At 71.2% G+C, this 15,164-nt stretch carries 14 protein-coding genes; 11 read left to right on the top strand and 3 right to left on the bottom strand.

Going from position 1 to position 15,164, the window contains the following annotated elements:
- Window positions 1-5: 5 nt before the first annotated feature.
- Complete coding sequence (locus ACLBWX_RS17445) at window positions 6-710, bottom strand: GntR family transcriptional regulator (RefSeq protein ID WP_447678301.1); 705 nt, start codon at window positions 708-710, stop codon at window positions 6-8.
- Window positions 711-868: 158 nt separating this feature from the next.
- Here ACLBWX_RS17445 and ACLBWX_RS17440 point away from each other — a divergent pair, with 158 nt between their 5' ends.
- Entirely contained in the window at window positions 869-1,837 is a 969-nt protein-coding gene (locus ACLBWX_RS17440; RefSeq protein ID WP_447678265.1) for a PfkB family carbohydrate kinase, read from the top strand.
- Here the strand turns inward: ACLBWX_RS17440 and ACLBWX_RS17435 are convergent.
- On the bottom strand, window positions 1,812-2,891 hold the full coding sequence (locus ACLBWX_RS17435; RefSeq protein ID WP_447678264.1) for a helix-turn-helix transcriptional regulator: 1,080 nt from the start codon (window positions 2,889-2,891) through the stop codon (window positions 1,812-1,814). The genes ACLBWX_RS17440 and ACLBWX_RS17435 overlap by 26 nt on opposite strands.
- A gap of 329 nt (window positions 2,892-3,220) precedes the next feature.
- On the opposite strand from ACLBWX_RS17435, the gene ACLBWX_RS17430 reads away from it, so the two are divergent.
- From ACLBWX_RS17430 to ACLBWX_RS17385, 10 genes are all read left to right on the top strand, one after another.
- A complete protein-coding gene (locus tag ACLBWX_RS17430) occupies window positions 3,221-3,430 on the top strand; it encodes a hypothetical protein (RefSeq protein ID WP_447678263.1) in 210 nt (69 codons plus the stop codon).
- Between the two features lie 18 nt (window positions 3,431-3,448).
- The gene (locus ACLBWX_RS17425) at window positions 3,449-4,123 is read left to right on the top strand and encodes a LysE family transporter (protein WP_447678262.1); all 675 of its coding nucleotides are present in this window, start codon (window positions 3,449-3,451) and stop codon (window positions 4,121-4,123) included.
- A gap of 933 nt (window positions 4,124-5,056) precedes the next feature.
- Entirely contained in the window at window positions 5,057-5,800 is a 744-nt protein-coding gene (locus tag ACLBWX_RS17420; RefSeq protein WP_447678261.1) for a (Fe-S)-binding protein, read from the top strand.
- On the top strand, window positions 5,797-7,422 hold the full coding sequence (locus ACLBWX_RS17415) for a lactate utilization protein B (RefSeq protein ID WP_447678260.1): 1,626 nt from the start codon (window positions 5,797-5,799) through the stop codon (window positions 7,420-7,422). The genes ACLBWX_RS17420 and ACLBWX_RS17415 overlap by 4 nt, the downstream gene beginning before the upstream one ends.
- Window positions 7,419-8,012: a LutC/YkgG family protein gene (locus ACLBWX_RS17410; protein WP_447678259.1), complete on the top strand. Its 594-nt coding sequence runs from the start codon at window positions 7,419-7,421 to the stop codon at window positions 8,010-8,012. Before ACLBWX_RS17415 ends, ACLBWX_RS17410 begins: the two co-directional genes overlap by 4 nt.
- Window positions 8,013-8,106: 94 nt before the next feature.
- The gene (locus ACLBWX_RS17405) at window positions 8,107-8,967 is read left to right on the top strand and encodes a transglutaminase-like domain-containing protein (RefSeq protein WP_447678300.1); all 861 of its coding nucleotides are present in this window, start codon (window positions 8,107-8,109) and stop codon (window positions 8,965-8,967) included.
- A gap of 173 nt (window positions 8,968-9,140) precedes the next feature.
- Complete coding sequence (locus tag ACLBWX_RS17400) at window positions 9,141-10,538, top strand: ethanolamine ammonia-lyase subunit EutB (RefSeq protein ID WP_447678258.1); 1,398 nt, start codon at window positions 9,141-9,143, stop codon at window positions 10,536-10,538.
- Complete coding sequence (eutC, locus tag ACLBWX_RS17395; RefSeq protein ID WP_447678257.1) at window positions 10,535-11,353, top strand: ethanolamine ammonia-lyase subunit EutC; 819 nt, start codon at window positions 10,535-10,537, stop codon at window positions 11,351-11,353. Before ACLBWX_RS17400 ends, eutC begins: the two co-directional genes overlap by 4 nt.
- Before the next feature lie 457 nt (window positions 11,354-11,810).
- Window positions 11,811-13,541, top strand: a complete 1,731-nt coding sequence (ilvD, locus tag ACLBWX_RS17390; protein WP_447678256.1) for a dihydroxy-acid dehydratase — start codon at window positions 11,811-11,813, stop codon at window positions 13,539-13,541.
- On the top strand, window positions 13,528-14,427 hold the full coding sequence (locus ACLBWX_RS17385) for a tetratricopeptide repeat protein (RefSeq protein ID WP_447678255.1): 900 nt from the start codon (window positions 13,528-13,530) through the stop codon (window positions 14,425-14,427). The genes ilvD and ACLBWX_RS17385 overlap by 14 nt, the downstream gene beginning before the upstream one ends.
- A gap of 46 nt (window positions 14,428-14,473) precedes the next feature.
- On the opposite strand, the gene ACLBWX_RS17380 is transcribed toward ACLBWX_RS17385, so the two are convergent.
- A complete protein-coding gene (locus ACLBWX_RS17380) occupies window positions 14,474-15,103 on the bottom strand; it encodes a glutathione S-transferase family protein (protein ID WP_447678254.1) in 630 nt (209 codons plus the stop codon).
- Window positions 15,104-15,164: the final 61 nt, after the last annotated feature.

Genomic DNA, 15,164 nt, shown 5'->3' with positions numbered 1-15,164 from the left:
CGGCCCTACGTGCTCAGATTGAGCCGGTACCGATAGGCGTCGCCGCGGAACAGGCCCTCGACGTACTCGATCATCACCGAGTCCTGGTTGTAGCTGTGGCGCTTGATCAGCAGGCAGGGGAGGGGCTGCTCGAAGGCGAAGATCTCGCACTCGGCCGCTGTCGGCAGGGTCGCCTCCACCGTCTGCTCGCAGCGCACGAGGCGGCCGCCCGGGTGCGCGGCCAGGAAGGCGTAGACCGAGCCGGAGAGGTCGCCGGTCTCCAGGGCCGGCACGGCGCGGATGTTGTACCAGGCGACCTCGCGCGACATCGGCACACCGTCGCCGAAGCGCACGCGGGTCAGGCGCAGGAAGGGGGCCGTGGAGGGCAGCCCGAAGATCGAGGCGATCGAGCGGTCCTCGGTGACCACCCGCTCCAGGATGCGCGTGGAAGGGATCTTCCCCAGTTCCCGCATCTCCTCGGTGAAGCCCTTGAGACGGTCCATGCCCGGGCGCACCGGCTCGGGGCGGCGGCGCACCAGGAAGCCCGAGCGCCCGCGCGGCACCAGGAGTTCGTCGTCGCTGAGCTCGGCATAGGCGCGCTGGACCGTGACGCGGCTGACGCCGAGGCTGTCGGCGAGCTGGCGCTCCGCCGGCAGGATGACCCCCGGCGGCAGCGAGCCCGACAGGATCAGCTGGCGCAGCTGCTCCTCGATCTGCCGGTACAGGGGCATCGCGGTGTCGCCGCGCAGCCGCAGGAGGGACAGCACCGAGGGGCGGTCGCCGTCGGTGGCATCCGATCCGTCCCCGCCGTGTCTCGTCCGATTTCTGGGGCGCACTTTCGATCGACCTCCGGTAGTGATGCTTATATCGGATCAGCTCGGGGTGCTCCATGCGGGTCTTCGTCGTCGGCAGCTTCGTGATCGCCTGCTCGGTCAAGGTCCCGCGGCTGCCGCAGGCGGGTGAATCGCTGGGCGGCTCGGCCTTCCTGGCGGAGCCCGGCGGCAAGGGCTTCAACCTCGCGCTGGCCGCGCACCGGCTCGGCGTCGCGGTGGACGGGCTCTTCGCCATCGGCGAGGACGTGTTCTCCCCCGTGGTCCGTTCGACCTTCGCGCGGGTCGGTTTCCCGGCCGACATGCTCGTGCCGCATGCGGGCACGACGGGCGCCGGCGTCGCCTTCGTCGATCCGGCCGGCGAGAACTGCCTCGCGGTCTGCCTCGGCGCCAACCTCGCCCTGAGCGCGGAGGACGTCCGGGCCGCCGCCGCCCGCCTCCGGGGCGCGGACCTCGTGGCGGCGACCTTCGAATCCCCCGACGCCCCCATCCGCGAGGCCTTCGCCCTGGCCCGGGCGCGGGGCATCCGCACCCTGCTCAACCCCTCGCCGGTGCGCGCCCTCGACCCGGCGATCCTGGCCGACACCGCGATCCTCGTCGTCAACGCCGTCGAGGCGGCCGCACTCGGCCTCGGGCCGCCCGAGGCCATCGCCGCGGCCGCCACCGCGACGCCGGCCATCGCCGCGCTCCTCGACGGGGGCCTCGAACTGCTGGTGGTGACGCTGGGTGCGCACGGCGCGATCGCCTTCCGTCCAGGGGAGCCGCCCCTGCGCCGGGCGGCCTTCGCGGCCGCGGCCGTCGACACGGTCGGGGCGGGCGACGCCTTCGCGGGCGGCCTGATCGCGGCCCTTCTCGCGGAGGCGCCCATCGAGGAGGCCCTGCGGCAGGCCGCGGCCTGCGGGGCGCTCGCCACCGGTCAATTCGGGGCCTTCGACGCCTTCCCGACCGCCGGGGCGCTGAGCGCCTTCCTCGGCGGTGCCGGGCAGCGGCCCGCGCCGGGCCTCAGCACTGCACGGGCTGCCCGCTGAACATCGAGAGCGAGGCGACGATGCTCAGGAGTTCCGCCTGCCGCTTGGTGCCCGTCTTGATGAAGATCGAGGTGAGCTGGGTGCGGACCGTGCTGGTCTGGACCCCCACGCTCTCCGCATAGGTCTGCAGGCGCAAGCCGCCGGCGAGAGCCTGGAGCAGGCGCGCCTCCGCCGGGGTGAGATCGAACAGGAGGTTCAGGAGCCCGTCGTCCGGGGCGGCCCGCGCGCCCACCTGCACCAGGATGAGCAGCACCGCCGAGGCATCGAAGACGTCGCCCGGATGCCGGTCGAAGCGCAGGATGTGGGCGATGTGGGCGCGGTTCTCGGAATAGCTGCGCACCGGCATGGTCTGCATCGCGCGCCGGCCGCCGACGACGTTTGCGATCGCGTCCTGCAGCAGCTTGCTGTTGATCAGGCTCTTGAAGACGTGGCCGCCGTGCTGGCCCGAGGTCAGCACCTCCTCGCGCTCCTGCAGGCGGGCATTCATGGTCAGCACCCGCCCCGAGGCCGACAGGATCGCGGCCGGCAGCCCGATCCGGTCGAGGGCCCTGGTGGTGACCCGGGTCCGCTCGGAGCCGAACTGGGCGCTGAGCTGGCAGGCGCGCACCAGGTGCGGGCGCAGGGCGTCGAGCCGGGGCAGGATGGCGGGCTCGTGCGGACCCGTCTCGGCCCGGCGCTCGACCGTGACGATGGCGACGTCGCCGGTGGGCAGGGGGATCGTCGTCCCCGCCTGCCAGAACGGCTCGTCGACCCGGCAGGGCCGGCCGTCATAGGAGCCCGGCACCAGGTCGACGTCGCGCATGAAGCCCGCATGGGCGAGGGTGCGCCACTGCGCCGCGCGCCCGCTGCCGCGCCAGGCGGCCGCCGCCGGGCGGTGGCGAAGGCGCTGCTCCAGGGCCGGGGAGGCGATCCAGCGGGGCAGGCCGACGGGCGGCAGCAGCATCAGCACGCCGCCATCCGAATGCGCCGTTTCGCCGAGGCACTGGAGGACGTCGGGCCAGAGGTCGGGCGTGCCCGCCGCCTCGTAGATCCGGTCGATAAGAGCTTCCCGCACCGGCTCCCTCCACGCTGGTCTGGCTGGTCGCGCGATAAGACCAATATCAGTCCAAAACCTGCGACGGTATCCTCCAAATGGGGGATGCCGTCGGCGGGGAGGGGTCGGCCGGATCGGCCGCCGCGGTCCCGGCGCGGCGACGGGCCGTGGCGGGCCGGGACGACCCGGCCGCCGGGGCCCAGGTCGCACCCGGGCAAAGCCTTGGCGGCACGTCCTTTTTCCGCATCGACCGCGACGGGTTCCGGGGCACCGGGGGCGCCCTCCGCCGGATGGATGATGCCCGCCTTCCGCCCGCCTCTCAGACTGCGGGCATTCGGGAGGAAACAATCATGCGCATGCTCGTCGCCAGCTTCATCGTCGTCCTGTCCTGCACCGTCACGCGGGCCGACGAACTGAACGACCTGCCGGACCTCGCCTGCGCGCAGGCCTCGTCGGCCGTGGAGCGCGCACAGATCGGGTGTCCGGACGCGAGTCACGCGACCGCGGAGCCGCGCGGCGCCGGCGCCGCCTCGCCCCTCGACCGGGCCGAGGACGACTGAGCGCGCGGGCGCGGCGCCATGAGCGTCATCGCCACGGCCCTGTTCGCCGGTGCCGGCCTCGGCCTGTCCATCGCCGCGCCGATCGGCCCGACCAGCCTGCTCTGCGTCCAGCGCACCCTGGCGGCCGGCCTGCCCACCGGCCTCGCCACCGGCCTCGGGGTCGCCACCGTGCACCTGACCTACGGAACCGTGGTGGTGCGCTGGGGCGCGGACCTCGTCGGCGCCTGGTCGAACCTCGCCCTGGTCTCCGTCGTCTCGGGGGTGGTGCTGCTCGCCCTCGCGGTCCGGGTGCTGCGCAGCGTCTCGGTCCTGGCCGCGACGGGCGAGGGGCGCCGCACCCTGGCGGCGAGCTATGCCAGTGCCGTCGGGCTCGCCCTGGCGAACCCGGTCACCCCCGTGCTGTTCCTGGCCGCCATGCCGAGCCTCCTCGCCCACGGGGCGGCGCCGCTCCCGGTGCTGGTGGCCGGCGTGTTCCTGGGCTCGTTCGGCTGGTGGGTCACCCTGAACACCGCGGTCTCGCTGTTCCGGGGCTGCGTGACCAGCCGGGTCCTGAACCGGATGAACAAGGCCGCCGGCCTCCTCCTGGCCGCCCTGGCCCTGAGCCTGCTCGCCCGGGGTCTGGCCGGCAGCCTGGACCGGGCGCCCCCCGGCCCGGGCACGAGCGTCCCGCGCTCAGGCCCGGCCCGGGGCTGAGCGGCGCGCGCGTCCGGCAGTCAGGTGGGGAGGCGGCGTGCAGCGTCACCGCAGGCGGCGCAGCGTCACCGACGGGGCCATCCAGCATGACCTCGACCGCGGGAGGCGGCCCGGCGGCGTCTGCGGGTCCTCACCGCTTGCAGCCCTGGCTCGTCAGGCAATTGGCGTAAAACCGGAAGCACTCGGACTGGCAGTTTTCGAACTGCGCCTGATTCTGACTCGGTATGTTCGCGCAGGATTTTCTCTGGCACGCGATGACGCTCTCGCCACACTCCCGGGTCTGTCCTTCCGTGCATAAGGGCCTGACATTGGGCTGAAGAACTTGAGCCGCGGCAAAATCACAGCCAACAAAAAGAGCGGTCATAGATAGCAGAGCTGGCGCCAAGGACTTCAGCGCGCCACGGTTCTTCGGCATGGAATCGTCACCTGTTTTCACCACGGGTCCTGAGGTTCTTGGCGACCTGTCAGCGACCTCTGATCGATGCTGCCAGCGTCACCGAATTGGGGCCGGTTCGCAATCGGGCGCGTCAGATTGACTTGGAGAGATCGGATTGCCTTGGAGACAGGGGATCCGGGGATCGGAGCGGGACGGTCCTGAGATGTCGTGCGAGGCCATCGGCAGCCGCCAGGACAGCATCTCGCCAGTCCGTCCTGCAAGTCCGCCCTGCAAGTCCGCCCTGCAAGTCCGCCCTGCAAGTCCGCCCTGCAAGTCCGCCCTGCAAGTCCGCCCTGCAAGTCCGCCCTGCAAGTCCGCCCTGCAAGTCCGCCCTGCAAGTCCGCCCTGCAAGTCCGCCCTGCAAGTCCGCCCTGCAGGTCCGCGCACGCGAATCCGGTTTCCCCTTTCCCGCCCGATACTCTAGACCCGGGCCAAGAGTAGAACATTTCCAAAGCGGCCGGCGGGGCGTCCCGATGGGCGCGGGACCAGGGAACGCCATGCGCATCGGACTGTTCGTGCCGTGCTACGTCGATGCCTTCGAGCCCGAGGTGGGGATCGCCACGCTGGAGTTGCTGGAGCGCTTCGGCCTCGACGTCGAATACCCCTTCGACCAGACCTGCTGCGGCCAGCCGATGACGAACACCGGCTGCCACGCGGAAGCCGCCGCCACCGAGGCGCTGTTCGTCAAGAACTTCGCCCCGTTCGACTACGTCGTGGCCCCGTCCGGCTCCTGCGTGCATCAGGTGCGCGAGCACCTCACGGCGATCCCGCAGACCGACGCGGTCAAGGCGGTGCGGGCCAAGACCTTCGAGCTCGTCGAGTTCCTGCACGACATCCTCAAGGTCGAGGCATTCCCCTGGGCGGAATTCCCGCACCGGGTCGGCTACCACGGCAATTGCAACGCGCTGCGGGGCATCCACCACGCCCGCCCGTCCGAGTTGAACACGCCGTTCTTCTCGAAACCCCTGGACCTCCTGAAGAAGGTCAAGGGCATCGAGATCGTGGCTCCGGCCCGACCCGACGAATGCTGCGGCTTCGGCGGCACCTTCTCGGTGTTCGAGCCCGCCGTCTCGGCCAAGATGGGCTACGACAAGGTGGCCGACCACGCCCAGGCCGGGGCCGAATACGTCGTCTCGGCCGATTCCTCCTGCATGATGCACCAGAAGGGCTGCGCCGACCGGATCGGCGTACCCCTCAAGTTCATCCACATCGCCCGCATCCTCAATGGAGCGACCGCATGAGCGCCTCCGACGAACTCCGCCCGGACGACCGTCGGCCGGGCGACGCGTCCCGCCGCGACGGGGTGATCCATCCCGAGGTGCTGGCCGGCAACGACGAGAGCGAGCGCGGCCAGGACGGCCGGCGCCTGCAGCATGCCGAGGGCGCCTCGCGGCCGATCTCGGCCGGAGCCATCTCCCCGAAGGCCCCCCGGGAGCCGCAGCCGCGCGGCGCCAAGATCCGCGGCGACCGGCCGATCGACCAGGCCGAGGCCGCCGAGCGCTTCCTCGCCGCGCCGATGCACCAGAAGGCGCACGACGCCCGGCTCTGGGACCTGCGCTCGAAGCGCGACACCGCCGCCTTCGGCATCCCCGAATGGGAGGCGCTGCGCGAGCTCGCCTCGCAGATCAAGACGCATACCCTGGCCAATCTCGACCGCTACCTCGAGGAGTTCGAGGCGCAGGCCAAGGCCAACGGCGTCCAGGTGCACTGGGCCGCCGACGGGGCCGAGCACAACCGCATCGTCCACGGCATCCTCAAGGATCACGGCGCGAGATCGCTGATCAAGTCGAAGTCGATGCTCACCGAGGAATGCGGCTTCCGTCACTACATGGCCGGCACCGGCATCGAGGTGATCGAGACGGATCTCGGCGAGCGCATCCAGCAGCTCGACAACGAGGAGCCGAGCCACGTGGTGGTGCCGGCCGTGCACAAGACCCGGTTCGACGTGGCGGAGGTCTTCTCCCGCACCATGGGCACCGACCCGGAGAACGACGACGCCCACTACCTCGCCGAGAGCCAGCGCATGCACACGCGCCCGCTCATCCTGGAGGCGGATGCGGGCCTCACCGGCTGCAACTTCGCCATCGCCGAGACCGGCACGGTGGTGACCTGCACCAACGAGGGCAACGCAGATCTTTCGGGCAACGTGCCCAAGCTCCAGATCCACTCCATCGGCATCGAGAAGCTGATCCCGCGCATCGAGCATCTCGGCGTGTTCCTGCGCCTGCTCTCGCGCTCGGCGCTCGGCTCGCCCATCACCCAGTACACCTCGCATTTCCGCAAACCGCGGACTGGCTCGGCCATGCACTACGTGCTGGTCGACAACGGCCGCTCCGAACGCCTCGGCATGGAGGAGTTCTGGACCTCGCTGAAATGCATCCGCTGCGGCGCCTGCATGAACACCTGCCCGGTCTACCGGCGCTCGGGGGGCCTCTCCTACGGCGCCACCTATTCGGGGCCGATCGGGCTGATCATCGACCCGACCTTCAACAAGCGGAAATATTCGACCCTGCCGTTCTCCTCGACCATGAACGGGAGCTGCACCAACGTCTGCCCGGTGAAGATCAACATCCACGAGCAGATCTTCGCCTGGCGCAAGGTGCTGGCGGAAGAGCACCAGATCCCGCTCCTGAAGCAGGGCATGATGAAGGCGGCGGGCCAGGTGCTGAGCCGTCCGGCGACCTACCGCGCGGCCATCGGCGCCGCCGATTCCGCCCTCAAGGTGCTGCCGCGCTTCGCCGTCTACAACCCGCTCAACACCTGGGGGAAGGGCCGCGAGATGCCCGAGGCCCCGCGCCAGACCTTCCACGCCTGGTACAAGCAGAACCGCATGACGAAGCAGAAGACGGACGGCACGAAATGAGCGTCCGCGAAGACACCCTGGCGCGCATCCGCCGGAACCGGCCGGCCGGCGCGTATCCGCTGCCGGAGGTGCCGCTGTTCGCCCCCCTCGTCGGCGACGATCTCGTGGCCGAGTTCGGCGAGCGCCTGAAGCGCATGGGCGGCAAGCTCGCCGAACCGGTGTCCGGCGGCGACCTCTTCGCCAGCGTGCGCGAGCGCCTGGACGGCGCGGCGGTCATCGCCTCCGCCGTGCCGGAGATCGCGGGCAACCGCGACCTCGGCGCCGTCGCCCGGCCGCAGGACCTCGCCGACGTCGACGTCGCCATCGTGCGGGCGGTGTTCGGGGTGGCCGAGACCGGCTCGGTGCTGTTCACGCAGGCCGAGTTGCAGGTGAACGCGGTCGCCTACCTCGCCCAGCACCTCGTGGTGCTCCTCGACCCGGCCGACATCCTGGTGAACATCCAGGCGGCCTATCGCCGCCCGGATTTCGCCCGCGCCGCCTACGCCGTGCTCCACACCGGCCCCTCGGCCACCGCCGACATCGAGGGCGTGCTGATCCACGGCGCGCAGGGGGTGCGCTCGCTCACCGTGATCCTGGCGCCGCGGGGCTGAGGATACCCTTCGCGACGTTGCCCGCACAGGCGCGATCCTTGCTATGCTGACGGCCATGACTCGACGGCGATGACCCGACAGCAAGGAGCGGATGGTGCGCTATCAACTGGGCTGCAATCTATCCTACAACATCCTCTCGGACACGACCTTCATCTTCAACCTCGAAGTCGCGCGCCTGCGCAGCGTCGAGATCCTCAGTGAAAGCCTGGTCCTGTCGCCGAACCTGAAGCGCGACATCTACGTCACCCCCGATCTCCAGAACCGCTATCTCGGCGTCAACGTGCCGGTGGGGCAGTTCGCGCTCGAATACAACGCCGAGGTCGAGCTCACCGTGCACCGGGCCGACCCGGCGACCATCAACGAGACCCCGATCGCGCAGCTGCCCCTCGACATCCTGCCCTTCCTGCTGCCGAGCCGCTTCGTCTCCTCCGACCGGCTGACGCCCTTCGCGCTCGCCGAGTTCGGCGCCCTGCCGAAGGGCCACCAGCGCGTCAACGCGATCTGCAACTGGATCCACGACCACCTGACCTACCAGCCGGGCACCAGCGACGGCGAGACCACCGCCGACGAGAGCCTGCTGAAGCGAGCCGGCGTCTGCCGCGACTTCGCCCATATCGGCACCGCCTTCTGCCGGGCGCTGGGCATCCCCGCCCGCTTCGTCAGCTGCTACGCCCACGGCCTCGTCCCGAGCGACTTCCACGCGGTGTTCGAGGCCTATCTCGACGGGCGCTGGTGGCTGTTCGACGCCACGCGCCAGGCCGACCTCGACGGCCTCGTGCGGATCGGCGTCGGGCGCGACGCCGCCGAGATCGCCTTCTCGACGCCCTGGGGCAACATGCAGCCCGTCAACCAGCAGATCCGCATCGTGCGGGCGGACGGGCAGGGCAGCCCGGCTCAGCGCACCGTCGACGCGATCTCCACCGAGGAGCCGGCCCCGCACGCCGGCGCGGCCTGACGGACAGGGGCGGCTTCCTCTGAGGCTGCCGGCGGCTCCCTCTGAGGCGGCCGCGGCCTTGCCGAAGCTGCCGGCGGCCTTGCCGAAGCTGCCGGCGGCTCCCCGAACCTGCCGGCGGCCTTGCCGAAGCGGGCACGGGCGCGATGTGGATCGTTCAGGGAGGGCATCGCGCCATGGCCTATCGTCACGTCGTCGGTCCGCGGACCCACGTCTTCGCCGATCTCGCGACCCTGATGGCCAAGGCGACGCCGGTGCGGTCCGGCGACCGGCTCGCGGGCGTGGCGGCCGAATCCGCCGAGGAGGAGGTGGCCGCGCGCTGGTGCCTCGCCGATGTCCCCTTGAGCGAGATCCTGGCGAGGCCCCTGATTCCCTACGAGGCCGACGACGTCACCCGGCTCATCCTCGACACCCACGACGCGGCTTCCTTCGCCGAGATCGCCCATCTCACCGTCGGGGACTTTCGCGAGTTCCTGCTCACCGCCCCGTCGGAGACCCTGGCGCGCATCGCCCCCGGCGTCACGCCCGAGATCGCGGCGGCGGTCTGCAAGATCATGCGCAACCAGGACCTGATCCTGGTGGCCCGCAAGTGCCGGGTGGTCACGCGCTTTCGCAACACCATCGGGCTTCCCGGGCGCCTCGCGGTACGGCTGCAGCCCAACCATCCCACCGACGACGCCGCGGGCATCACCGCCTCGATCCTCGACGGGCTGTCCTACGGCTGCGGCGACGCGGTGATCGGCCTCAACCCGGCCTCCGACTCCGTGTCGACCCTGAGCGGCCTGCTCCATCTCTTCGACGACCTGATCGGGCGCCTGGAGATCCCGACGCAGGGCTGCATCCTCACCCACGTCACCACGACGATCGAGGCCATGAACCGGGGCCTGCCCGTCGACCTGGTGTTCCAGTCGATCGCCGGCACGCAAGGGGCCAATGCGAGCTTCGGCGTCACCCTGCCGATCCTCAAGGAGGCGCACGAGGCGGCCCTGGCGCTCAAGCGCGGCACGGTGGGCGACAACTGCATGTATTTCGAGACCGGGCAGGGCTCGGCCCTCTCGGCCGGCCAGCACCACGGCATCGACCAGCAGACCCTGGAGGCTCGCGCCTACGCGGTGGCGCGGCCGTTCCGGCCCCTCCTGGTCAACACGGTGGTGGGCTTCATCGGGCCGGAATACCTCTACGACGGCAAGGAGATCATCCGGGCCGGCCTGGAGGACCATTTCTGCGGCAAGCTGATGGGCGTGCCGCTCGGCGTGGACGTCTGCTACACCAATCACGCCGAGGCCGACCAGAACGACATGGACACCCTGCTGACCCTGCTGGGGGCGGCCGGCTGCAACTTCATCATGGGCGTACCCGGCGCCGACGACGTGATGCTGAACTACCAGTCCACCTCGTTCCACGATTCGCTCTACCTGCGCGAGGTGCTCGGCCTGAAGCGCGCCCCGGAATTCGAGGCCTGGCTGGCGCGGATCGGGCTCACCGACGCCGACGGCGCCCTGCTGCCGGAGGGACCGAGCGCCCGCCTCATCGCCGCCGCGCCGGGCCTGGCCCGGTCGGGCCTGGCCGCATGAGCGCCGACCGCTCCGGGGACGAGCCCGATCCCTGGGTCCGGCTCGCCCGGCTCACCCCCGCCCGCATCGGCCTCGGCCGGGTCGGCTCCGGCCTGCCGACCCGGGAGGTCCTGCGCTTCGGCCTCGCCCACGCCCAGGCCCGGGACGCGGTGCACACGCCCCTCGACGCCGAGGCGGTGGCCGCCGGCATCGCCGCCCTCGGGTTCGCGACGATCCCCGTGGCCTCCGCCGCCCCGGACCGGGCGGGCTACCTGCGCCGGCCGGACCTCGGCCGCGCCCTGACGGCGGAGGGCGCCGCGGCGCTCGCCGCCCGCAGCGACGGCCCCGTGGACCTCGCCCTCGTGGTCGCCGACGGGCTCTCGGCCCGGGCCGTGCACGAGGGGGCGGCGGGCTTCCTCGCCGCCTTCAAGCCCCATCTCGACCGTGCCGGCCGGCGCCTCGCACCCGTCGTGGTGGCGACGCTGGCGCGGGTGGCCCTGGGCGACGGCATCGGCGCGGCGTTGAAGGCCCGCGCCGTGGTGGTGATCATCGGCGAGCGGCCCGGCCTGTCCTCGCCGGACAGCCTCGGGCTCTACCTCACCTTCGACCCGCGGGTGGGGCGCTCGGACGCCGAGCGCAACTGCATCTCGAACGTGCGCCCGGCCGGGCTCTCGCACGACCTCGCCGCGTTCAAGCTCGACTGGCTCCTGACCCAGGCCTTCGCGCTGGGCCTCTCCGGCGTGACCCTGAAGGACGGCAGCGGGCCGGCCCTGGACGCGGCCCCGGACCCGACCCTGCTCGGCGGCGGATCGCAGGCGGAGACGGACCCGGCCTGAAGCGGCGATCCGATTCCCGTGGGGTCCGCGACCCCGCCGGCGCCTCACCACGGACCCGGGAGATCTCGCGGTCGGCTCACGATCCCCGGCCGAGGAGGGCGGGCAGGGACCCGGCCGCCCGGACGCGCGGCCCGGCGATGGAATCGGCCGTCGCATCGGCCAGTTCGGACGATAGCCCGCGCCGAAGCGTGGCTGTGGCGGGGTCGCAACACCCCGAAAGCATCCCGACTTTGCCTTGGGAGACCCCTCTCGCCGCCGCGATCCCGCCATAAACCGGGACCACCTCAGCAAGTGCGGTAAACGATAGTTCCCCCAACGCTTTACCGCGGAGTTCAGACGCTTTCCGAGAAACGGTCCGGTGGGGCCGCGCGCCGTGGCTGTCCACGGAGCGCACCCATCTGTTCGCGGTCGCTCCGAACCCACACATGCGTATCGGGCCGGGGTGGTGAGACGAACGATGGACGCGCGTAAAACCGACAAGTCGAAGCTTCCCAGCCGTCACGTCACGGAGGGGCCGGAGCGCGCTCCCCACCGCTCGTATCTCTATGCCATGGGCTTGACCCGCGAGCAGATTCACCAGCCGCTGGTGGGCGTCGCCTCCTGCTGGAACGAGGCCGCACCCTGCAACATCTCGCTGATGCGCCAGGCGCAGGCGGTGAAGAAGGGCGTCTCGGCCGCCAACGGCACCCCGCGCGAGTTCTGCACCATCACGGTGACGGACGGCATCGCCATGGGCCATGCCGGCATGCGCGCCTCGCTGCCCTCCCGCGAGGTCATCGCCGATTCCGTCGAGCTGACCATGCGCGGCCATGCCTACGACGCCCTCGTGGGTCTGGCCGGCTGCGACAAGTCCCTGCCCGGCATGATGATGTCGATGGTGCGCCTCAACGTGCCGGCGATCTTCATCTATGGCGGCTCGATCCTGCCCGGCTCGTTCCGCGGCCGCCCGGTGACGGTGCAGGACCTGTTCGAGGCGGTGGGCAAGGTCGCGGTCGGCGACATGTCCCTCGACGATCTCGACGAGCTGGAGCAGGTCGCCTGTCCTTCGGCCGGCGCCTGCGGCGCGCAGTTCACCGCCAACACCATGGCCACCGTCTCCGAGGCCATCGGCCTCGCGCTGCCCTACTCGGCCGGCGCGCCGGCGCCCTACGAGATCCGCGACAGATTCTGCATGACCGCGGGCGAGAAGGTGATGGAGCTCATCGCCAAGAACATCCGTCCGCGCGACATCGTCACCCGCAAGAGCCTGGAGAACGCGGCGGCCGCCGTCGCGGCCTCGGGCGGCTCGACCAACGCGGCCCTGCACCTGCCGGCGATCGCCCACGAGTGCGGCATCAAGTTCGACCTGTTCGACGTGGCCGAGGTGTTCAAGCGGACGCCCTACATCGCCGACCTGAAGCCGGGCGGACGCTACGTGGCCAAGGACATGTTCGAGGTCGGCGGCATCCCGCTTCTGCTGAAGACGCTTCTCGACCACGGCTTCCTGCACGGCGACTGCATGACGGTCACCGGCCGCACCATGGCGGAGAACATGGAGAAGGTGCAGTGGAACCCGGACCAGGACGTGGTCCGCTCCGCCGGCACGCCCCTGACCCCCACCGGCGGCGTCGTCGGCCTGCGCGGCAACCTCGCGCCGGAGGGCGCCATCGTGAAGGTGGCGGGCATGTCGGAGGAGAAGCAGGTCTTCACCGGCCCGGCCCGCGTCTTCGACGGCGAGGAGGCCTGCTTCGAGGCCGTCCAGAAGCGCACCTACAAGGAGGGCGAGGTCCTCGTCATCCGCTACGAGGGTCCGAAGGGCGGCCCCGGCATGCGCGAGATGCTCTCCACCACCGCGGCCCTCTACGGCCAGGGCATGGGCGACAAGGTCGCGCTGATCACCGACGGGCGCTTCTCCGGCGCCACCCGCGGCTTCTGCGTCGGCCATGTCGGACCCGAGGCCGCCATCGGCGGTCCGATCGGCCTGATCCGCGACGGCGACGTGATCACCCTCGACGCCATCAAGGGCACCCTCGACGTGGCGGTCTCCGACGCGGAGTTCGCCCAGCGCCGGGCCGCCTGGACCCCGCGCACCAACTCGGCCACCTCCGGCTACCTGTGGAAGTACCAGCAGACCGTGGGTCCGGCGGTGAACGGCGCGGTGACCCATCCGGGCGGCGCCGAGGAGACGCACACCTATGCGGACATCTAGGACAGCCCTCGGCCGCGCCGTGCGGCCGGCCTGGGCCGCCCGGGATCGGCCGCTGGCACGCATGGGCCGGCGGCTCGCCGCGGCGGCGGGGCTCCTGCTCCTCGGCCTGGCTCCGGCGGCGGCCCTCGACGCCACCGCCCGGACGCCCGTGCCGAGCGGTGGCTACCGCAGCGCCCGCGAGGCCCTGCGCATGGGCGTGCGCGACTACAATGCGGGCGACAAGGAAGGCGCCGCCCGCGCCCTCGAATACGCCGCCGACCAGGGCCACGCCCTGGCGCTGTGGAAGCTCGGGCGCATGTATGCCGAGGGCGACGGCGTGCCCCACGACGACCTAAAGGCGTTCGAGTTCTTCTCGCGCATCGCCGACGACACCACGGACGAGGGGCCGGACGCCCAGAACTCGGGCGTGGTCGCGAGCGCCTTCACGGCGCTCGGCGCCTACTTCCTGGACGGGATCAAGGGCACCTACGTGCGCCCGAATCCCGAGCGCGCCTACGACATGTTCAACTACGCGGCCTCGTATTTCGGCGACCCGAACGCCCAGTACAATCTCGGCCGGCTCTACCTCGACGGCACCGGCGTCGACACCGACGCGCGCCAGGCCGCGCGCTGGTTCAATCTCGCCGCGGAGAAGGGCCACGCCCCGGCCCAGGCCCTGCTCGGCCAGCTTCTCGTCAACGGCCTGGGCGTGCCGGCCCAGCGTGCCCGCGGGCTGATGTGGCTCTCCATGGCCCGGGACGCCGCGCAGGGCCGCAAGGACGACTGGATCGTCGCCCTCTACGAGAAGACCTGGGCCTCGGCCAGCGAGGAGGACCGCGCCGCCGCGGTGGCGCAGGCCTCCCAGAGTTCCGCCCAGGTCACCGGGTCGGCGCGCCGGCGGCGCTGACCCGCGGGAAGGGCGTCGCCCACGCGGACGGTCGGTTCGGGGACGGTCAGTTCGGGGACGTCCGGGCCGCGAGCGCCGTCACGAAGGACGGCCGGGCCAGGGTGGCGGTGACGTAGCCGGCGAGCTTCGGCCAGCGCCCGGCATCGACGGATTCCCCGGCCAGATGCAGGTTGTGGAAGCCGGTCGCCACCGAGATGTCCGCGATGCCGAAAGCGTCGCCCACGAGGTAGGGTCCGTCGATCTGCCCCTCGAGATAGTCGTAGATCTTCGGCAGGTCCTCGGTCAGCGCCTTGGCGACGGCGGCCTCGTCGCCGGGCTTCCCCAGCAGCTTCGGCTTCACCACCCGGTTGGCGAAGGGGGCGATGATGGCGTCGAACATCTCGGTGTCGCCGTACTTGTCGAACCAGATCGCGCGGCCGCGCGCCTCGGCCTCGGACGGAAACAGCGCCGGACTCGGAAACTTGGCCTCGAGATAGGTCAGGATCGCCGAGGAATCGGCGAGCAGGAAGCCGTCGTCGTCGAGGGCGGGAATCTTGCCGAGCGGGCTCGCCGCCTGGAACGCCGGGTCCTTGGCGTGGAAGAACAGCGGGATGTGCTCCGCCTCCCGGCCCTTCTCGGCCAGGGCGACGAGGACCTTGCGGACGTAGGGCGAATAGCCGGTGCCGTAGAGTTTCACGCGGGTTTGCCTCCATGTGGGGGGATCGGTGCTGGCCCAACCCACGGGAGACGGGATCGTT

The organism is Methylobacterium sp. M6A4_1b, from assembly GCF_053345175.1.
Note: the sequence above shows the minus strand (reverse complement) of the source record. Positions and strands in the feature narration are given on the sequence as shown.